Below are 18,857 nucleotides of genomic sequence, written 5' to 3'. Positions count from 1 at the left end.
TTTGTTTGTGGGTGAAGCAGCCCTGATTCGACGCGGCTGTAGGATAGCCAACTTGTTGGCCGGACGGTGGGCCGCGCGGTGCGCGTTCGTCCCTCACCAAGCGAAGCGAAGGAACGCATGAAGTGCGGCCCCGAAGGGGGGAGCGAAGCGAATAACTGGAACTCCTGCAAGAAAACAAAAGGCCGCCCCGGTGAGGGGCGGCCTTTTTTGTTGGAGCTCTCTATGTAGTAGGCATGCCTGAAAGCGAAAAGATCGCCTGCAGGCAGGCTCCTACTGTTGGCGCGGGCAAGGCGGGCGACATTTGCCGTCCAACCTCTTCCGCGCCTCAAAGCTCACAGCTATCTTTTAATGCAGTTTCAACCGCGGCCTGACCAGCTTGTTAAACCGCCCGGCGATCAACAGCATCATGGTTCTCGGCCAGCCGTACAGTGCAGCCTGGTGCATGCGGTACAAGCTGATATACATCATGCGTGCCAGCCAGCCTTCCACGAAGAAGTTGCCGCCTTTCAGGTTACCCATCAGCATGCCTACGGAGCTGTAGTTGGACAGTGACACCAGCGAGCCGTGATCCTTGTATTCGAACGGACGCGGTTCGCGGTTCATCAACAGTTGCTGCAGGCTGCGCGCGGTGTGCTGGGCCATCTGCTGGGCAGACTGGGCGCGCGGCGGGATGGGGCGCTCGGCACCTTCGGGGATCAGGAAGGCCGCATCGCCGATGATGAAGATATTCTTGAAACCCTTGGCTTGCAGGGTGGGCTCGACTTCGACCTGGTTGATGCGGTTGGTAGTGAGACCGGGAATCTGGCCGAGCCATTCCGGGCATTTCACCCCGGCGGCCCATACCAGCAGGTCGGCCTTGATGGGGTCGCCATCCTTGGGCACAAAGGCTTCTTCGGTAGCTTCGGCAACCATCACGCTGGTGCGGACGTTTACGCCGAGGGCTTCCAGTCGCTTGGTGGCCGTGGCAGAAACGCGCTCGCTGAGCACCGGCAGGATGCGCGGAGCCGCTTCAATGATGTCGACCTGCAGGTGTTTGCGGTCCAGCTTTTCATGGCCGTAGAAATTGAGCATGGACACCGCGTGGTGCAGTTCGGCCGCCAGTTCCACACCGGTGGCGCCGCCACCGACGATAGCCACGGAAACCGGCTTTCCCTCGTAGTTGGCATGCAGGCAGGCATTGAGGAAGCGTTCACGGAAACGCTCAGCCTGGCTGCGGCTATCCATGAACAGGCAGTTGTCACGGACACCCGGGGTGCCGAAATCGTTGCTCTGGCTGCCTGTGGCCAGCACCAGGTAATCGTAATCCAGTGTGCGCTCAGGCAGTACTTCCTTGCCGTGATCGTCAGACAGGGGCGCGAGCGTGATCGTTTGGTTTGCGGTGTCCACCTGGGTCAGGGTGCCGGGTTCGAAACGGTAGTGATTCAGCTGCGCATGGGCACGGTAGTCCACCGCATCCAGATCTGCGTCAATGGCACCGGTGGCCACTTCATGAAAACGAGGCTTCCAGACATGGATACTGGAAGAGTCCACCAGAGTGACGTCAGCGTTGTCGACACGGCCGAGTTTGCGGCCTAGCTTGGTCACTAGAGGCAGGCCGCCGGCACCGCCGCCAACGACAACAATCTTGGGTTTGCTCATTGAAGCTCCTGTCAGGCTTTCCGTCACGGACGGAGTGGCCGTTCAAATTCATTGGGGAGCCCCTGAAGCGTGCATGGCGTGCTTCAGGGTTCCTTTGTCTTTCTGAATTATTCTTCAAAGGCAGGCCCTTTTGGGGCGGCCGGTGCAGAAGATGTCTGCGACCGGAAATGCCAGGGAGTCGCTGGGTATTCAAGGCGTACTCGGTGGCTCCCAAGTCTGGTCCAGCACTGTGGGCGGGTCCAGACCGGAAAATTCCCTATCTTCCCGATGGCGCGGGTGTGCGCAATGGGCGATAAAGAAAAAGCCCGCCGGTGGCGGGCTTTTTCAGCGATTCACACCACTCAGGCTTTGGGGCCGGCAGCGCGAATCTCGTCGGACACATCCGCGTACTTCTCGGCAAAGTTCTTCTCGAACTGCTCAGCCAGATCGCGGGCGCGTGCTTCGTAGTTTTCCGGATTTACCCAGGTGTTCTTGGGCTGCAGCAGCTTGCTGTCCACGCCAGGAACCACTTTCGGTACGTCCAGGTTGATGATGTCCAGGTGCTCGGTTTCCGCTTCGTCCAGCTCGCCGGACAGGATCGCCGTGACCACACCACGGGTGGTGGGGATGCTGAAGCGCTCGCCTTCACCGTAAGGACCACCGGTCCAGCCAGTGTTGACCAGGTAAACCTTGGAGCCGAACTCTTCCATGCGCTTGATCAGCAGCTCGGCGTACTCACCGGCACGACGGGGGAAGAACGGGGCACCGAAACAGGTGGAGAAGGTGCTCTTGATGCCGCCACCGGAACCCATTTCAGTGGAGCCGACCAGTGCGGTGTAGCCGCTCAGGAAGTGATACGCGGCCGCTTCCTTGGTCAGCTTGGAGACAGGCGGCAGTACGCCGGTCAGGTCGCAGGTCAGGAAGATGATGTGCTTGGGCTCACCGGCGCGGTTGGCTTCGACTTTCTTGTCGATGTTTTCCAGCGGGTAGGCGGCACGGGTGTTTTGGGTCAGAGACACGTCTGCGTAGTCTGCAGTGCGGGTCTCTTCGTTGATGATGACGTTTTCCAGTACCGCACCGAACTTGATGGCGTCCCAGATAACCGGCTCGTTCTTCTGGCTCAGGTCGATACACTTGGCGTAGCAACCGCCTTCGATGTTGAAGACCACATCCTTGCCCCAGCCATGCTCGTCGTCACCAATCAGGTAACGGTCAGGGTCGGCGGACAGGGTGGTTTTACCAGTGCCGGACAGGCCGAAGAACAGGGCCACATCGCCGTCTTCGCCCACGTTGGCGGAGCAGTGCATCGGCAATACGTCTTTTTCCGGCAGCAGGAAGTTCTGCACGGAGAACATGGCCTTCTTCATTTCACCGGCGTAACGCATGCCGGCGATCAGGACCTTGCGCTGGGCAAAGTTCAGGATCACACAGCCGTCAGAGTTGGTGCCGTCACGCTCAGGCTCGCACTGGAAGTGCGGGGCATGCAGGATCTGCCACTCTTCCTTGCTGCGCGGATTGTACTTTTCCGGGCGGATGAACATGGTGTTGGCGAACAGGTTGTGCCACGCGGTCTGCGCAGTCACTTTTACTGCCAGGTAATGATCTGCATCGGCACCGACGTGCAGGTGAGACACGAAGCTGTCGCTTTCCGCGGTGGCGGCAGCAACACGATCCCACAGGGCATCAAACTTGTCAGCGGGGAAGGGACGGTTAATGGCGCCCCAATGAATGTGCTCGCTGGTGCTCGGCTCTTCGACAATATAACGGTCCATGGGGGAGCGGCCGGTACGGTGACCGGTTTCCACCACCAGGGCGCCGGTGTCGGACAGGCGGCCTTCGTTACGCTGAACAGCCATTTCTACCAGCTGGGCTGGGCTGAGGTCGTTATAAACAATCGGGTCGGTCATGGTCATTCCTGGGCTTGTAGCCATGCGGTGCAGCGTGGTGTGGCGCACCGGGTTCGCATTGCGGGTAACAGTGCCGGTCTCGTGCCCGGGACAGCCAGCGGGCAAGACAATGGGTGACCGAAGACGGGCTCCAGTCAGCACAGGCGCGCGATTATGCCAGAAATCTGAAACAGTGGCGATTCCCCTTCGGACTGAGGAGTCATGGCGGCAGAGTCAGTAAACAGGGCGTTCTGGATCCCGGGGGGTGGTCGTCTGCGAATGAGAGGTGGCGCTGGATTGCCCGCCGGGCGGGGGGGCAGGCGGCAATAGCGGGTTGGCTATTGCCGCAGGACTTCAGGTCAGTTCGCGCAGCATTTCGGCCAGATCAACGGCGTCGAAGGTCTCCTGATTACGACAAAAGTCGCATGTCAGGGTCACCTCGCCATCTTCGTCCAGCAACATCTGCAGTTCGTTGCTTCCCAGGGAGATGAGCGCGTTACGGTTGCGCTCCCGGGAGCAGGTGCAGCCGAACTGCAGGCTGTCGGCGTCGGGTAGCTGGGGCGGCGTGTCATGGAACAGGCGGTGCAGGATGGTTTGATCATCCAGATTCAGCAGCTCTTCCATGGTCAGGGTGCTGGCCAGGGTTTCCAGGTGTTGCCACATCTGGGTATTGGCATCGGTGCCGGCGAGCTGGTTGGGAAGGCGTTGCAACAACAGACCGGCGGCCCGGTTGTTGCCGCTGGTCAGCCACAGCCGGGTGGGCAGCTGTTCGGACTGTTGGAAATAGGCTTCCAGACACTGTGCCAGCGAGTCACCTTCCATGGGAACGATGCCCTGATATTGCTTGCCCTGCTCGGGAATGATGGTGATCACCATGTTGCCATCGCCAATCAGCGTGCGCACATCGCCATGGCTCCAGTCCTGGCCATCACTGTGGCGAGCCACAGCGCGCAGCTCGCCCTCATTGGTGCACTCGGCCAAGAGTAGGGAGACCGGGCCACGCCCCTGGGCTTGCAGGGCCAGCCGCCCCTTGAATTTCAGGGTGCTGGCAAGCAGCGCCACGGCCGCCACGGCTTCACCGACCAGCCCTTGCACCGGCAGTGGGTAATTGTGGCCCTCCAGAATGCGGGTAATGCTGCTTTCTACCTGTACCAGTTCGCCGCGGATGTCGGAGTCGGGGAAGAGAAAGCGCTGCTTGTGGTCTTGCATGGTCATGTCCTGAGGTTGGGTTTCCCGGTGGCAGGGCCGTCCCACTGGCCGAGCCACCCGTGGGAGTAAGGTTCCACCGCGAAGGGGTTATTCCAGATTGTCGCGCCGGAAACGCTGAATGTCGCGGCGCTCCTTCTTGCTGGGGCGGTGGTCCGGTGCGGCTTCTGCCGCCCGGGCCAGTTTGCGCTGCTCGCTGTTCATTTCCCTCTTGGCAATACTTTCGGGGGTTTCCTCGTAGAGCGTTTGGGCGACCTTGGCCGGGCCGCGCTTGCTGCTCAGGTCGCGCACGATGACTTCAAAATGCTCTGTGCCCTTGGTTATGGTCACGGTCTGGCCCGGCAGCACTGCCTTGCTGGGCTTGGTGCGGCTGCCGTCCAGGTGTACTTTGCCGCCTTCGATGGCGGTTTTGGCCAGGGTGCGGGTCTTGAAAAAGCGCGCGGCCCAGAGCCAGGAATCTATGCGTACGCTGTCCATGCCTTTCCTGTTAAGGGCTGCCAGGTCAGGGCAGCACCGATTCAAAATCGTCAATGGCCACAAACGGGTCGGTATGCTCTCGCTTGGGCAGGCTGGAGTCCGGATGCAGTATGCTCACCGGTTGACCAATGCCATACAGTTTGGCGCTGTGCAGGACCGGCAGGGAGTCATCCACCAGCAAGGCCCGGGTGGGTTCGAAGGGCAGGTGACGCTGCAAATGCTGCCAGAACGCCTGGGCTTCCTTGGGGTGACCGTAATCATGGCTGGACACCAGCTCATGGAAGTATTGGTCGATGCCGGTCTGCGCCACCTTGACATCCAGTGCATCGCGGTGGGCGTTGGTCACCATGATGACCTGCTTGCCGGATGCCTGCAGCCGCTGCAGGAAGGTCTCAGCCCCAGGCCGCACGGAGATGCGGTCGCGGGCTTCGCTTTTCAAGCGGGCGATTTCCAGCCCCAGCTCGTCGGTCCAGAAATCCAGGCAATACCAGTTGAGGGTGCCTTGATGGCTGCTGATCCAGTCATGAATGATGCGGTCTGCCTCGTCTTGAGGCAGGCCCAGCTGCCGGGCGTAGGCCTCGGGAACATGCCGCTGCCAGAACCAGTTGTCGAAGCTCAGGTCCAGCAAGGTGCCGTCCATATCCAGTAACACGGTGTCCACAGACTGCCAGTCAATCATGCAATTCCCGGTCGATCAGGTTAGTCTTCGCACTTCACAAGAATGCGCTGATTACGGTCACTATTATGGATGAGAAGCCGGAAATTCTCGACACCCGTCTGGTGGCGAAAAGCCGCCTGTTCGGCATCGAAGAGCTGCATCTGCGTTTCAGCAATGGTGTGGAGCGCACCTATGAGCGGTTGCGCACCCCGCCGATTGCGGCGGTGATGATGGTGCCACTGGTGGACGATGACACCGTGTTGCTGATTCGCGAATATGGTGCCGGTACCGAGCGTTACGAGCTGACCTTACCCAAGGGGGCCTTCGAGCACGGTGAAGACTGGCGCGAGGCGGCCAACCGGGAATTAAAGGAAGAGGCCGGCCACGGTGCCCGCAAATTGACACTGATGAAAGACATGACACTGTCACCGGGCTACATGGGGCATCGCATCAAGGTGGTGCTGGCGGAAGACCTTCATGAGGAATCCCTGCCCGGCGACGAACCGGAACCGCTGGAAGTGGTGCCGTGGAAACTGTCTGAGCTGGATCAGCTGATCGAACGCGATGATGTGACCGAGGCAAGGGTGATCGCGGCGTTGTTGATGACGAAGCGGTTGCTGGAGAAAAGATAGTTGCGAGCTACGAGCTACAACACGGGGATGTGCCTGGCGGGGCTGAAACCTTTCGGTTCCGCGCTGCGTGCTCTGGCGCGTCATAAACCAGGGTAGTGGGGCATCTGCTGTGGGAGCTTACCCGCAAGCGATGTCGTCTCGAGTTTCGAGTGACGAGTTGCGAAAGGCAAAAGACAAGAGTTTCAAGATTAGCCTTGCGTAACCGGACGCCAGGGGTTTCGCTTTTCGAAACTCGAAACTCGAAACTCGAAACTCGAAACTCGAACGTTATTAGCCATGGAGCTAACGGGTAGCCCATGAGGAAATTCGAACACAGGAAAAACAGAAATGACGGACTTTAATACCCTGCTCGACCCCCTCGCCGATATCGCCCGTGACGCGGGCAAGGCCATCCTTGAGGTGTACGAGCGAGATGATCACGGGGTGGAAACCAAGGATGACAAGTCGCCGATCACCGAGGCAGACAAGGCCGCCCACGACATTATTGAGGCTCGCCTCAAGGCGCTGACCCCGGAGATTCCGGTGTACTCCGAGGAGTCCGGCGATATCGCCTACGCAGACCGCAAGGACTGGCCCGAATTCTGGCTGGTGGATCCGCTGGATGGCACCAAGGAATTTATCAAGCGCAATGGCGAATTTACGGTGAACATCGCCCTGATCCGGGGTGATACCCCGGTGCTGGGCGTGGTGCATGTGCCGGTGACCGGCGTCACCTATCTGGGCGGGGAAGGCGTGGGGGCTTTCAAGGAAGCGAATGGCGAACGTCAGCCGATCCGGTGCCGTGAGCGCACCACGCCGGTGGTGATGGTGGCTAGTCGCAGCCACGGTGGCGAGGCAGTAGAAAAACTGGAAGCCTTTATCCGTCAGGAAATCGGTGATGTGGAGCGTGCCTCCATGGGGTCGTCCCTGAAGTTGTGTCTGGTGGCGGAGGGCAGCGCCGACATCTACCCCCGTCTGGCACCGACCAGCGAGTGGGATACCGCTGCCGCCCATGCCGTAGTCACAGCTGCCGGTGGCGTGGTGACCAACACGGCGTTCGAGCCCCTGCAGTACAACAAGGAGAACATTCTCAACCCGTTCTTCCTGGTGCTGGGTCAAAGCGTGGAAGAGTGGCGCTTCATCGCGCCGGCCATTGGATAGTACGCCTGACGCTGGATGCACGATGCCTGATGCTGGAAAAGAACGCACTCCGCCAGAGGTGAACTAGTCAGTGTGCGCAGCCAGGCTGTTATCCTGATAAACGGACGGAGGAAACACAGGCTACGATGTCGGCTGATGTTGTGATTTTCTCGTCAGGCATCTAGCGACCTTTGCGCTGGATTGAGGTGGGGGCCGTTCTCATCGCCCCTTCCCGAGAATCCGCGATGAACCCTATTTTTTGCTGATCGTCTGGATCAGCGTTGCAGAGCAGAGTGAGGTTGGCGATGAGTGAAAAGAGAGAAATGCGATTTGTCAGCGACGGCCAGTCCTGCAGGGGGGATCTGTATCTGCCTGATGGTGACGGACCTTTTCTGACCCTGGTGATGGGCCATGGTTTTGGTCTGACCAAGGAATGTGGCCTGGATCCGTTCCGGGATGCCTTCCTGGCGGCAGGCTATGCGGTGTTCATGTTCGATTACCGCCATTTCGGTGAGAGTGAAGGTGTCCCGCGTCAGGTATTGATGCCTAACCGGGAAGTGGCGGACTGGCAGGCGGCGCTGGCCTGTGTACGCAAGATCCCGGAAGTGGACAATCAGAAAATCGTGCTGTGGGGCACCTCATTTGCCGGTGGCCTGGTCTCGGTGGTGGCGGGCAAGGAGCCGGTGGCCGGGATCATTTCCCAGTGCCCTATGATGGATGGCCTGGCCTCTGTACTGGGGGTGATCGGCTACGCCGGTCTTGGTCAGGGCCTGAAAATGACCGGTCTCGGGTTGCTGGATTTGGCCTCCAGTGCGGTGGGAATGGGGCCCAAACTGCTGCCGTCTGCCGGGCGTCCCGGTGAGCTGGCGGCCATGTCCAGCGCTGATGCCTGGGATGGCTATACCGCCTTGATGCCGGATCATGTGCCGAATGAAGTGGCAGCGCGCATTGCTCTGGTGTTGCCGCTGTTCCGGCCGGTCACCAGTGCCAGCAAGGTGACTTGCCCCGCACTGATCCTGATCTGTGAGACCGACTCGGTGGCGCCGGCATCGGCCGCGGAAAAAGCGGCAGCGGCCATGGCGAATGCCACCGTGAAGCGCTATCCAGTGGGCCACTTTGATGTCTATCAGGGAGAGGCTCGGGAAATCAGCCTCAAGGATCAGCTGGCGTTCCTGAAAACCCTGGCTTGAGACCAGGGTTTCGGTTCGTGGTCAGAATGGCATCAGGCCGTTCATGGCGAACTGGAGCTTTTCGGAAGAGAGCATGATGCCGGCCGCGATCATGCCAAGGTTGATACAGGGAAGTATCAGCCCGATGGCAATCAGGTTGATGGTGGCCGGGTGGCGAATGCGGCCGGTCCACAGCAACATGGCAAATAGCAGTGCATAGAGAAATGGAACGCTGAGCCAGGGGTGGTCGCCCACTGTGCGAAAAAGATCGGTTAGAACCTGCATTGCAATCCCCTTATTATTTATTCTTTCTGGCAGGTAGGTTGGCTTCTTCCCCGAGAAGCCGGCGACAGTATGCATAATGTAAAATTGGCCCAGTGTGGCCAGCTTCACAAAATCACGAGCGTGCTGCGAACTTGGTTCGCACGTGCCAGTTTTTTTATGAAAAAGCTGTAATATCAATGGCTTGCAATGCGACAATTGTTGCGTATCCGGGCCTCCGGAAGCGGACATCAACACCAGGAGTTGTTAAATGAAAATCTGGATCCTGCTGCTGGTGCTGGCCTCCCGGCCACTGTTCGCGGCCCAAGATTTCCACTACTCCCTGGAGCAGTTTGCCCTGATTGCCGGGTATGAAGAGTGCGTGCGCGAGCTGGGTGGGCAGTTGGGTGAAGATCAGCGCGATGCGCTGGTGGACAAGTTGCTGCGCCAGCGCGGCCTCAGCTATCAGCCGCGACGGGTCGACAGCGACCGGCGGCTATGGGCCTACCCCGAATATGCCAGCCAGCGACGTTTGCTGGCCTACATGATTCCTGCCAACAAGGTGGATTGCCTGGAGCGCAATGGCGCTCGTTACTGAGTTTGTCTGACAGGCGGTGGACATTTTATGACTGGGCCTGAAGCGGGCCTCGCTTCAGGATTTCTGCCGGTTGCGCCAACGAGCTGGTCTGTAGCGGCAGTTTTTGGCGGCTCCAGGGTCAATTATCGGCCCATTCTGGACTTTTACCTACTGGCGGGTACGGCTATTCTCTCTCTCAGATCATTGTGCCATTGCTCAATGTAAGTGTTTGCAGCTGAGACCAGGCAGCGTGCTGTCGGAGGTAGAGAATAATGTCCAATAACCATTTTGATGTGCTGATTGTCGGCGCCGGGCTGTCCGGTATCGACGCTGCGGTTCACCTGACCCGTAAATGTCCCAACCACACCTATGCGATTCTTGAGCGCCGTGAGCGTATCGGTGGCACCTGGGATCTGTTCAAGTACCCGGGCATCCGTTCCGACTCCGACATGTTTACCCTGGGTTACAGCTTCAAGCCCTGGACCCAGTCCCGGGTGCTGGCGGACGGTGCGTCCATCCGTGAGTATGTGGAGGAAACCGCCAAGGAAAACGGCGTGACCCGTCACATCCGCTTTGGTCGCAAGGTGGTGACCGCCAACTGGTCCAGCGCTGACAAGCGCTGGACACTGGAAACCACCAATGAGCAAACCGGTGAGAAGGAAACCTATTCAGCGAACTTCCTGTTCTCCTGTACCGGCTACTACAATTACGATCAGGGCTACCGTCCGGATTTCCCCAACGAGGAAAGCTTCAAGGGGCAGATCATTCATCCGCAGCACTGGCCGGAAGACCTGCAGTACCAAGGCAAGAAAGTGGTCGTGATCGGGTCTGGTGCCACCGCCGTGACCCTGGTGCCTGCCATGGCGGCCAAGGGTGCCAAGGTCACCATGCTGCAGCGCTCCCCCACTTATGTGGCTACCGTACCGGAAGTGGATCCGATCTCGGTGGGTCTGCGTCGTTTCCTGCCAGAGATGGCGGTGTACAGACTGGGTCGCGCGCGCAACATTGGTATCCAGCGCATGATCTTCAAGCTGGCCAAGCAGCGCCCGAAGCTGGTTCGTCGTGCCCTGCTGGCGGCTGCCCGTCGTCAGCTGGGTGATGATTTCGACATGACCCATTTCCGTCCCAGCTACAATCCGTGGGATGAGCGCCTGTGTGCGGTGCCCAATGGCGACCTGTTCAAGAGCCTGCGCAAGGGTGAGTCCGAGGTGGTTACCGATCATATCGAGCGCTTCACCGAAAACGGTATTCTGCTCAAGTCCGGCAAGGAGCTGGAAGCGGATATCATCATCACTGCCACTGGCCTCAATATTCAGATGCTGGGTGGGATTCAGGGCACCATCGATGGCAAGCCCGTGCATCCCAACGAGACCATGGTCTACAAAGGTGCGATGCTGAAAGACGTGCCTAACCTGGCGATGATTTTCGGCTACACGAATTCTTCCTGGACCCTGAAGGCGGATCTGGTGTGCGAGTACGTATGTCGCGTGCTCAACCAAATGGAGAAGACCGGAGCCCAGATCGTCATCCCGCGTGACAAGGAAGACTGCCAGGGCGAGGGCAACTTCCTCGGCATGCAGTCCGGTTACATCCAGCGCGCCAACGACGAGCTGCCGCGTCAGGGCACTCGCGCGCCGTGGCAAGTGGTGCAGAACTACTTCTACGATCTGCCTCGCCTGCGTTACGGCAGCATCGACGACGATGTGCTTGAGTTCAGCGATTACCAGCCCGTGAAGAAGAAAGGTCTGGTGGCGGCACTGCTCGGCGCCTGATAACGCCTGCGGTGACACGCACAAAACAAAACCGGGTCCGCAAGGCCCGGTTTTTTTATTGCCCGAAAATGAGTGTGACTAACGGCCTTGAGATCACGTTGTTCCCGGCAAGAGCGCCGGGAGAAGGGTGGGCTGCCTAGCGTTTGCCTAGCGGCTTCAGGGCATTGAGCAGGCGGCTGGGCAGCCCGGCGGAACGCAGTAGCGGTTGCACATGCATCAGGGTTTCATGGATGTCATCGACATGATGGGTAAGCCGATCCACATGTTCCGTGATGCCGTCCACGCGCACAGACAGATCCGCCACCTGGTTGGGCAGGGCATCCATGCGCTCGATGATGCGCATGATCCGGTGTGCCATGATCATGTACTCCAGGGCGGCGCGGATCACGGCGACAATCACCAGAAACGCCAGTGGTGCAATGACGGCTGCAATGATGCCGGCCAGCGTGGAAAACCAGAAACAGATCCCGACGATACCCACCACGACTACCAGTGCGCCCAGGATCAGCAGCAGATAGAACAGTGGCATCAACTGCATGGTCAGGTAGCGGTTAAAGCGCCAGTCTGCCAGGTTCGGGATGGCGCCTTTTGACGGGGTAGGTGGGGGTGAGGCCGGGTTGGGGGTGTCCATGGCGCGTTTCCTGTCTGCTTAGCTCATCGTCGTCAGCTTCTGCTCGGTATAACTGGCCAGCACGTCACCAAACACCTCGGCCAGCTCCTCAAACGTCTGCATGGGTTTTTCCTCACACAGATGGCGCACCACAGTGAAGACGCCGCCATTAATATAGAAATAGGCCACGGTGGGGATGTTGGGCAACTTCAACAGCTCCGGGTGGTGCATCAGGTACTGGGTAAAGAAGTCCATCAAGGCCCGGTTCACCGGCTCCTGATAAACCACCATGTCCATGGTGAAAGCGTGGCGGGCACACTTCAGATACAGCTGATTGTTCTCCTCCAGAAACTCACGAAATCTGAACAGCAGTTTCTTGATGGCGCTGCGGATGTCCATTTTTACCAGCTCTGGCACCAGCGGCTTGATCATGGCGACGGTGTCTTCCACAAAACGGAGGCTGGCGGCGTGGATGATGGCGTCCTTGTCCTCAAAGTATTCGTAGAGTGATCCGACACCAATCCCTGCAATTTCAGCAATTTGCCGTGCGGTGATGGCGGCAGGGCCATGCTCGGCAATGGCGATCATGGTGGCCTGCACGATGGCATCCACGGTGGCTTTGGAGCGTTGTTGTTTTGGTTTTCTTGCCATGAGATATCCGAATTGAATCCGAACGAGCATTCGCTTTATTGTTACATCAGGCAATGTGACATTAAATTCCCTTTGGGTGCAAGCGCTGAGGGGGATTTCTGGAGAATGAGCGGATGTTCGGAAACGGGAAAAAGCTAAGCACACGGGCGTCTGCGGTGGTAACGGGGGCGGGCAGCGGCATTGGTCGCGCCTTCGCCGAAGAGCTGGCGCGGCGCGGCGGTGCAGTGCTGTGTTCGGATATCAACCTGGTAAGCGCCCAGGAAACCGCAGACCGGATCGAAGCGGCAGGCGGTCGTGCCTGGGCTGTGAAGTGCGATGTCAGTGTCCGTTCGGACATGGAAGCGCTGGCCGAACAGGCAGATGCCCTGCTGCCAGAGCCCGTGAATCTGGTGATCAACAACGCCGGTGTCGGGGTCGGTGGCAAGAACATTGGCGAGATTTCCCTGGAAGACTGGGAGTGGACCATGGGCATCAACCTGTGGGGTGTGATCCACGGGTGTCATGTTTTCGCTCCACGGCTCAAGGCGCAGGGACGCGGCGGCATCATCAATGTGGCATCCACCGCCAGTTTTGCGGCGGCCCCCCTGATGGGGCCCTACAACGTGACCAAGGCCGGTGTCCTGGCCCTGTCCGAAACCCTGGCTGCAGAAACCGCGGGCACCGGCGTGAACGTGACAGTGCTGTGTCCCACGGTGGTGAATACCAATATTTTCACGTCCGGGCGTATCCATGGTGGGGTGCCTCCGGTCCTGAGTCGCCTTATCGAACTGACCGGCGTGTCAGCCGAGAGCGTGGCGGCAACGACACTGAAGGCGCTTGATCGCGGTCAGCTTCATGTGCTGCCGCAGTTTGATGCGCGAATGATTTGGCGGGCGAAACGGTTATTGCCTGCTACCTATACCCGTGGCGCGGGGCTGCTAAGCCGCCTTGCTGCGGCCAAACGATAAATAACTATCCGGAGACATACGCATGGCTTCCATCGATCTGGACAAAATGCTGGAAAAAATCAAAGGCACCCAGTGGGCTCTGTCAGATATTGACTGGGATGCTCCGGGTGCGGATCTGATCACGGAAGAACAGTGGCCCAAGCTGAAGGAATTCATGGCCGATCTGATGTGGATCGAACATGTGGGTGCCCGTGCCTTTGCGGCGTTGGCCAAAAAGGCCCCCACAGAGACGTTGCGTGAAATCTACACCTACTTCCACGCTGAAGAGCAGCGTCACGCCAATGCGGAAATGGCCTTGATGCGCCGCTGGGGCATGCTGGATGGCGATGAGCTTCCCGAGCCCAATGTGAACCTGCGTATCATCATCGAGTGGCTCGATCGCTTTGCTGACGAGATGCCGGTGTATGTGCTCGGCACCGTGGTGCCCATGCTGGAGATTGCCCTGGACGGTGCCCTGTGTACCTTCCTGCTTGATACGGTGAAAGATCCGGTTTGTCACCAGGCGTTCGAAAAGATCAACGATGATGAATCCCGCCATCTGGGTGTGGGCTTTACCGTGATGGAAATGCAGGGCCGCAGTGCCTCCTACATCAAGATGGTACAAATGATGGCGCGGGTGATGGATCCCCGTCTCATTCTGGGCATTGCGTCCTATATGCCACTGCTTAACAAGATGCGTGACAACGTGATTGCCATGGGCCTCCCTGAAGAAAAACTCTACAAGGCCATGCAGAAGTTTGAGCGTATTGGTGGACGAACCGAAGAGGGACGTCGCAATCCGTGGTTCCAGCTCATCAAGCATCACGGCCGTATCATGGTGAATCGCCGCAACAAGGTGTATCACGTGCCGGTGGATGCACTGGTGAAAATCACCGGCCTGGTGCCGCGTAATGCATTGCCTGCGGTGCCGTCCTGGGTGAAAGAGTTGACCTACGAGCCCACCGCGACACGTTGATTCCGTTGACTGCATTGCCACCTGGCCAATGTCGGGTGGCATGACCTTGCATTACGAGTTTGATAGTTATGAGCACGACCCAAGAAACCAAAAAGTCAGCCAAGCCCAAAGCGACACGCAAGAAAGCCGCCGCGAAAAAGCCTTCTGCCAGCAAGAAGCCGGTAGAGAAGCCGACCTCGGTGCTGATCGTCGGGGCCGGGTTTGCCGGTCTGGGTATGGCCATTCGCCTGAAGCAGGCGGGTATTGAAGACTTCATTATTCTGGAACGCGATAACGCGGTGGGGGGGACATGGCGGGATAATCAGTATCCGGGTGCTGCCTGTGATATTCCGTCGAACCTGTACTCCTACTCTTTTGCGCCGAATCCCAACTGGTCGCGCAGTTTCTCCGGCAGCGAAGAAATTCTCGACTACGTACATCATCTGGTGGCCGAGTTCAGTCTGGAAAAGCATATCCGTTTCGAACAGAACGTGGCCGAGCTGCGCTTTAATGAGGCGCAGGGCATCTGGACGGCGACCACCGACAAGGGCGCCATCTTCACTGGCCGTGCGGCCGTGATGGCCCAGGGGCCGCTGGCTAATTGCAGTTTCCCGGCGATCACCGGCATTGAGGATTTCAAAGGCAAGAAAATTCACAGCGCCCGCTGGGACCATGATTACGATTTCGCCGGCAAGAATGTGGCCGTGGTGGGCACCGGCGCCAGCGGCATTCAGATCATTCCCGAGCTGGTGAAAGTGGCAAAGCATGTAAAAGTGTTCCAGCGCACACCGGGTTGGGTCATGCCGCGCCCGGACTTTGCGACTCCGGAATGGAACAAGCTGTTGTTCCGCAAGCTGCCCGCCAGTCAGCAGGCCATGCGTGAGCTCCTGTATTGGAGTCATGAAAGCATGGCGCTGGCGGTGATCTGGAACTCACCGCTGACCCGCATCGCCGAGCGAATTGGCAAGTGGCATCTGCGTCGTCAGGTGAAGGATCGCTGGCTGCGTCGTCAGCTGACGCCGAATTTCACCATCGGCTGCAAGCGGGTGCTGGTGTCCAACGATTATTATCCGGCCTTGCAAAAAGACAATGCCAAGCTGATCACCTGGCCCATTGCCCGCATCAGCGAAAAAGGCATTCGTACGGTGGAAGGCATTGAGCATCAGGTGGATTGCATCGTGTTCGCCACCGGCTTTGATGTGAGCAATGCGGGTACGCCCTTCCCGGTGATCGGTCGCCATGGTCAGGTCATGGGCGAAGAGTGGCAGGGCGGCGCACAGGCGTACAAGAGCATCAATGTGTCTGGCTATCCCAATCTGTTCCTGACGTTCGGTCCCAACTCGGGTCCCGGGCATAACTCGGCTCTGGTGTATATGGAGTCCCAGCTTGAGTACGCACTGAAAGGCATCCGCAAGATTGTCGGTGAAGGCCTGAAGGTGCTGGATGTGAGATCAGACGTTCAGCAACGTTACAACAAGGGCATTCAAAAACGTCTGGCAAAGACCAACTGGAATTCCGGCTGCAAGAGCTGGTACCTCACTGAAGACGGCTTCAACGCCACCATGTACCCGGGTTTCGCTACCCAGTACGCGGCGCAGATGGCGGACTTCAAAGAGGACGATTACGAAACCGCCTGATGAAAATCAGCCTTGGTTTTGTCCGGTGAACGCGGGCCTGAGAAGGCCCGCGTTTTTTTATGGCCGCTCTGCGGCTGCGACACGTTTCACTCAACATGCGACACGCAACACGTAAACCTGCCCCGTCCCTTGCTGCCACCAAATCGTCATTTTTCCTACGCCCTGATGCAACATACCCCACGCCATACTGTCGCGCGCCCGTACCGGACCGAATGAAAAGATATCAGTGGGGATAATCATGCAACGCATTACGACATTGGGTGGCTGCCTGATCATGGCAGCGGCTCTGACTGCCTGTGGTGGCAGTGACAAGAAAGACGAAAAAGCCAACAGCGACATCAGCGTGAAGCTGAACTGGCTGGGTAGTTACAAGACCGGCATTCTGGATGCCTCTGCAGCAGAAATTCCTGCCTATGATGCGGCCAGTCAGCGTTTGTTTGTGGTCAATGCCGAAGCTGGTGAACTGGATGTGCTGGATCTGAGTGATCCGGCGGCCCCGGTGAAGATTGACAGCATCAGCGTGGCAGCCATTGCGGCTGGCGCAGAAGTAAATAGCGTAGCGGTACAGGATGGGTTGGTGGCCATTGCCGTCGAAGCGGATCCCAAAACCGATAACGGCCATGTGGCCATCTATCAGGCTGCCGATCTGAGCCTGGTGAACAGCATCCAGGTGGGTGCCCAGCCAGACATGATTACCTTTACGCCTAATGGTGAAACGGTGCTGACCGCCAACGAAGGCGAGCCCAGCGATGATTACAGCGTGGATCCTGAAGGCTCCATCAGCCTGGTAGACATTCGTGATCTTGAAAACCTGAGCGTTGCCACTGCCGACTTCAACGCGTTCAACACCCAGGCGGACAGCCTCAAGACGGCCGGTGTGCGCATCTACGGACCTGGCGCCAGCGTAGCCCAGGATCTGGAGCCGGAATACATTGCCGTGTCTGCCAACAGCCAGACAGCCTGGGTCACCCTGCAGGAAAACAATGCGCTGGCCAAGGTGGATATTGCCACGGCCACGGTTACCGATATTCTGCCGCTGGGTGAGATCGATCGTGGCGCGGAGGGCTTTGGGATTGATATCAGTGATGATGATGAGACCATCAACATCAAGACCTGGCCTGGTGTCGTCGGCCAGTACCAGCCGGATGCGATTCATGCCTACACGCTGGCGGGCAAAACGCTGCTGGTCACCGCCAACGAAGGCGATGCCCGGGCCTGGGGCGAAGATAACGCGGCCTACTGGGGAGAAGAAGCGGATGATGAAGTGGACCCGCCGGTGCTGTGTGAGCCGGATGCCAGTCAGGGCTTTGTCGAAGAGTTCCGGGTAAAACATCTGGTGCATGCCAGTGGCTTTGCCCGTCGTTGTGGCGATGACTTGCCGCCGCAGCTGGCGGAAATGGCCGAAGGTGCGCTGCTGGACCCGACCGTATTTGGTTACTGCGGTGCGGTGGCGGGAGATCCGGGTAATTGCCGCGCTGATGATGTGCTCGGCCGTCTGAACATTACCTGGACCCGGGGTTACAAGACCGATGCCAGTGGCGCCCCGCTGATGTACACCGATGCGGGAGTGGAAGATGTCGCCGGTACGCACCTTATGTACGACAAACTCTATAGCTATGGCGGTCGCTCATTCTCCATCTGGGATGAAGACGGCAACCAGATCTTCGACAGCGGTGATGCCATCGAGCGGTTCCTGGCCAGCGACGACTGCAAACTGGGCTCGGATCGTGCCATCGCCTGTGCGGACTACTTCAATAGTGGCCACGATGAAGGCGATGCCATGGACAGCCGCAGCGATGCCAAGGGCCCTGAGCCGGAAGGCCTGACCATCGGCCGCATTCAGGGGCAGACCTTCCTGTTCCTGGGGCTGGAGCGAATGGGCGGTATTCTGGTGTACAACATCACCGATCCGCGCGAGCCGGTATTCCAGGATTACCTGAACAGCCGTAACACCTGGGATGTGGATCCGGAAGCAGGCAATCTGGACGGCTACGGGGATCTGGGGCCGGAAGGGTTGGTGTTTATCAGCGAGGAAGAGTCACCCACGGGTGAGCCGCTGCTGGTGGTCGGTCACGAGGTGAGCGGATCCACCGCCGTTTACGCCGTGCAGGTGTCAAAGGAATAACGCGAGGCCTCTCTCCGTCGCAAGGGGCGACGGAGAGAGCGTTCTTTTATTTCTGTTTGGTTTTCTGCTTGGCTTCAAACGCTGCCAGCTGTTCGGGTGTCGCCGGCGCCTGAAACTGATCCTTCCACTCGCTGTACGGCATACCGTATACCCATTCACGGGCCTGCTCGTAATCCAGCTCCACGTTTCTTTCGCTGGCCGCAGCCGCCAGCCACTTTGACAGACAATTACGACAGAAGTCGGCCAGGATCATCAGGTCGATGTTCTGGACGTCCTTGTGTTCGTCCAGATGCTGAAGCAAACGACGAAACGCGGCGGCTTCCAGTTCGGTTTTGGTGGTCGAGTCGATGTCTGTCATGGGGTTCTCCTTATTCGGTCTGTAGGCGTGTCGCTTGCCCTGCGATAAACCATGGAACAAGCGAGTAACGAGTTTCGAGTTGCGAAAACCCTAATGCTTGTCGCCTCCGGGTTTTGCTTGTCGAAACTCGTTACTCGCAACTCGAAACTGATTTCTTGCCCGGGACTAAATCGCTCGCAGGCATACCCTAAAGACCACAGAGAGCGCCTGTTGCCGAGATG

At 58.6% G+C, this 18,857-nt stretch carries 18 protein-coding genes; 9 read left to right on the top strand and 9 right to left on the bottom strand.

The window, feature by feature from the left end:
* Positions 1–345: 345 nt before the first annotated feature.
* The 5 genes from GFN93_RS01015 to yrfG all read right to left on the bottom strand — a co-directional run bounded on the left by GFN93_RS01015 (position 346) and on the right by yrfG (position 5,865).
* On the bottom strand, positions 346–1,638 hold the full coding sequence (locus tag GFN93_RS01015) for an NAD(P)/FAD-dependent oxidoreductase (RefSeq protein WP_153498590.1): 1,293 nt from the start codon (positions 1,636–1,638) through the stop codon (positions 346–348).
* Between the two features lie 341 nt (positions 1,639–1,979).
* Entirely contained in the window at positions 1,980–3,524 is a 1,545-nt protein-coding gene (locus GFN93_RS01010) for a phosphoenolpyruvate carboxykinase (protein WP_153498589.1), read from the bottom strand.
* A 333-nt stretch (positions 3,525–3,857) separates the two neighbouring features.
* Positions 3,858–4,712, bottom strand: a complete 855-nt coding sequence (gene hslO, locus GFN93_RS01005; RefSeq protein WP_153498588.1) for an Hsp33 family molecular chaperone HslO — start codon at positions 4,710–4,712, stop codon at positions 3,858–3,860.
* An 87-nt stretch (positions 4,713–4,799) separates the two neighbouring features.
* Positions 4,800–5,186: an RNA-binding S4 domain-containing protein gene (locus GFN93_RS01000; protein WP_153498587.1), complete on the bottom strand. Its 387-nt coding sequence runs from the start codon at positions 5,184–5,186 to the stop codon at positions 4,800–4,802.
* Positions 5,187–5,211: 25 nt separating this feature from the next.
* The gene (gene yrfG / locus GFN93_RS00995; protein ID WP_153498586.1) at positions 5,212–5,865 is read right to left on the bottom strand and encodes a GMP/IMP nucleotidase; all 654 of its coding nucleotides are present in this window, start codon (positions 5,863–5,865) and stop codon (positions 5,212–5,214) included.
* 65 nt (positions 5,866–5,930) lie between these two features.
* Between yrfG and nudE the strand changes: the two genes are divergently transcribed.
* The 3 genes from nudE to GFN93_RS00980 all read left to right on the top strand — a co-directional run bounded on the left by nudE (position 5,931) and on the right by GFN93_RS00980 (position 8,785).
* Entirely contained in the window at positions 5,931–6,476 is a 546-nt protein-coding gene (nudE, locus tag GFN93_RS00990; RefSeq protein ID WP_153498585.1) for an ADP compounds hydrolase NudE, read from the top strand.
* A 327-nt stretch (positions 6,477–6,803) separates the two neighbouring features.
* A complete protein-coding gene (gene cysQ / locus GFN93_RS00985; protein WP_153498584.1) occupies positions 6,804–7,616 on the top strand; it encodes a 3'(2'),5'-bisphosphate nucleotidase CysQ in 813 nt (270 codons plus the stop codon).
* Positions 7,617–7,918: 302 nt separating this feature from the next.
* Positions 7,919–8,785: an alpha/beta hydrolase gene (locus GFN93_RS00980; protein ID WP_235901610.1), complete on the top strand. Its 867-nt coding sequence runs from the start codon at positions 7,919–7,921 to the stop codon at positions 8,783–8,785.
* A 21-nt stretch (positions 8,786–8,806) separates the two neighbouring features.
* On the opposite strand, the gene GFN93_RS00975 is transcribed toward GFN93_RS00980, so the two are convergent.
* Positions 8,807–9,049 carry a hypothetical protein gene (locus tag GFN93_RS00975; RefSeq protein WP_153498582.1) on the bottom strand — a complete coding sequence of 81 codons (243 nt, stop codon included), beginning with the start codon at positions 9,047–9,049 and terminating at the stop codon, positions 8,807–8,809.
* Positions 9,050–9,296: 247 nt separating this feature from the next.
* On the opposite strand from GFN93_RS00975, the gene GFN93_RS00970 reads away from it, so the two are divergent.
* Both GFN93_RS00970 and GFN93_RS00965 read left to right on the top strand, forming a co-directional pair.
* Positions 9,297–9,623, top strand: a complete 327-nt coding sequence (locus GFN93_RS00970; protein ID WP_153498581.1) for a hypothetical protein — start codon at positions 9,297–9,299, stop codon at positions 9,621–9,623.
* 251 nt (positions 9,624–9,874) lie between these two features.
* Complete coding sequence (locus GFN93_RS00965) at positions 9,875–11,374, top strand: flavin-containing monooxygenase (protein WP_153498580.1); 1,500 nt, start codon at positions 9,875–9,877, stop codon at positions 11,372–11,374.
* Positions 11,375–11,510: 136 nt separating this feature from the next.
* On the opposite strand, the gene GFN93_RS00960 is transcribed toward GFN93_RS00965, so the two are convergent.
* Complete coding sequence (locus GFN93_RS00960) at positions 11,511–12,005, bottom strand: DUF4282 domain-containing protein (protein ID WP_153498579.1); 495 nt, start codon at positions 12,003–12,005, stop codon at positions 11,511–11,513.
* 18 nt (positions 12,006–12,023) lie between these two features.
* Positions 12,024–12,635 (bottom strand): TetR/AcrR family transcriptional regulator, encoded by a 612-nt coding sequence (locus GFN93_RS00955; RefSeq protein WP_153498578.1) that lies wholly within the window; start codon positions 12,633–12,635, stop codon positions 12,024–12,026.
* A gap of 113 nt (positions 12,636–12,748) precedes the next feature.
* Between GFN93_RS00955 and GFN93_RS00950 the strand changes: the two genes are divergently transcribed.
* From GFN93_RS00950 to GFN93_RS00935, 4 genes are all read left to right on the top strand, one after another.
* Positions 12,749–13,582: an SDR family NAD(P)-dependent oxidoreductase gene (locus tag GFN93_RS00950; protein ID WP_153498577.1), complete on the top strand. Its 834-nt coding sequence runs from the start codon at positions 12,749–12,751 to the stop codon at positions 13,580–13,582.
* Between the two features lie 22 nt (positions 13,583–13,604).
* A complete protein-coding gene (locus GFN93_RS00945) occupies positions 13,605–14,537 on the top strand; it encodes a ferritin-like domain-containing protein (protein WP_153498576.1) in 933 nt (310 codons plus the stop codon).
* A 68-nt stretch (positions 14,538–14,605) separates the two neighbouring features.
* The gene (locus GFN93_RS00940) at positions 14,606–16,153 is read left to right on the top strand and encodes a flavin-containing monooxygenase (protein ID WP_153498575.1); all 1,548 of its coding nucleotides are present in this window, start codon (positions 14,606–14,608) and stop codon (positions 16,151–16,153) included.
* A gap of 238 nt (positions 16,154–16,391) precedes the next feature.
* Complete coding sequence (locus tag GFN93_RS00935) at positions 16,392–18,278, top strand: choice-of-anchor I family protein (protein WP_153498574.1); 1,887 nt, start codon at positions 16,392–16,394, stop codon at positions 18,276–18,278.
* 46 nt (positions 18,279–18,324) lie between these two features.
* Here GFN93_RS00935 and GFN93_RS00930 read toward each other — a convergent pair whose 3' ends face one another.
* The gene (locus GFN93_RS00930) at positions 18,325–18,636 is read right to left on the bottom strand and encodes a DUF1244 domain-containing protein (protein ID WP_153498573.1); all 312 of its coding nucleotides are present in this window, start codon (positions 18,634–18,636) and stop codon (positions 18,325–18,327) included.
* Between the last annotated feature and the right edge of the window lie 221 nt (positions 18,637–18,857).

This window comes from Alcanivorax sediminis (assembly GCF_009601165.1).
Classification (GTDB): Bacteria; Pseudomonadota; Gammaproteobacteria; order Pseudomonadales; family Alcanivoracaceae; genus Alcanivorax; species Alcanivorax sediminis.
This window is presented reverse-complemented; position numbering and strand designations above follow the sequence as displayed.

Bases quoted from the DNA above. Each gene is read 5' to 3' on its own strand.
- GFN93_RS00950 (WP_153498577.1), top strand. From the start codon at position 12,749: ATGTTCGGAAACGGGAAAAAGCTAAGCACACGGGCGTCTGCGGTGGTA.
- hslO (WP_153498588.1), bottom strand. From the start codon at position 4,712: ATGCAAGACCACAAGCAGCGCTTTCTCTTCCCCGACTCCGACATCCGC.
- GFN93_RS00940 (WP_153498575.1), top strand. From the start codon at position 14,606: ATGAGCACGACCCAAGAAACCAAAAAGTCAGCCAAGCCCAAAGCGACA.
- GFN93_RS00945 (WP_153498576.1), top strand. From the start codon at position 13,605: ATGGCTTCCATCGATCTGGACAAAATGCTGGAAAAAATCAAAGGCACC.
- GFN93_RS01015 (WP_153498590.1), bottom strand. From the start codon at position 1,638: ATGAGCAAACCCAAGATTGTTGTCGTTGGCGGCGGTGCCGGCGGCCTG.
- GFN93_RS01010 (WP_153498589.1), bottom strand. From the start codon at position 3,524: ATGACCGACCCGATTGTTTATAACGACCTCAGCCCAGCCCAGCTGGTA.
- cysQ (WP_153498584.1), top strand. From the start codon at position 6,804: ATGACGGACTTTAATACCCTGCTCGACCCCCTCGCCGATATCGCCCGT.
- GFN93_RS01000 (WP_153498587.1), bottom strand. From the start codon at position 5,186: ATGGACAGCGTACGCATAGATTCCTGGCTCTGGGCCGCGCGCTTTTTC.
- GFN93_RS00960 (WP_153498579.1), bottom strand. From the start codon at position 12,005: ATGGACACCCCCAACCCGGCCTCACCCCCACCTACCCCGTCAAAAGGC.
- GFN93_RS00930 (WP_153498573.1), bottom strand. From the start codon at position 18,636: ATGACAGACATCGACTCGACCACCAAAACCGAACTGGAAGCCGCCGCG.
- GFN93_RS00935 (WP_153498574.1), top strand. From the start codon at position 16,392: ATGCAACGCATTACGACATTGGGTGGCTGCCTGATCATGGCAGCGGCT.
- GFN93_RS00955 (WP_153498578.1), bottom strand. From the start codon at position 12,635: ATGGCAAGAAAACCAAAACAACAACGCTCCAAAGCCACCGTGGATGCC.
- GFN93_RS00980 (WP_235901610.1), top strand. From the start codon at position 7,919: ATGCGATTTGTCAGCGACGGCCAGTCCTGCAGGGGGGATCTGTATCTG.
- GFN93_RS00965 (WP_153498580.1), top strand. From the start codon at position 9,875: ATGTCCAATAACCATTTTGATGTGCTGATTGTCGGCGCCGGGCTGTCC.
- yrfG (WP_153498586.1), bottom strand. From the start codon at position 5,865: ATGATTGACTGGCAGTCTGTGGACACCGTGTTACTGGATATGGACGGC.
- GFN93_RS00975 (WP_153498582.1), bottom strand. From the start codon at position 9,049: ATGCAGGTTCTAACCGATCTTTTTCGCACAGTGGGCGACCACCCCTGG.
- GFN93_RS00970 (WP_153498581.1), top strand. From the start codon at position 9,297: ATGAAAATCTGGATCCTGCTGCTGGTGCTGGCCTCCCGGCCACTGTTC.
- nudE (WP_153498585.1), top strand. From the start codon at position 5,931: ATGGATGAGAAGCCGGAAATTCTCGACACCCGTCTGGTGGCGAAAAGC.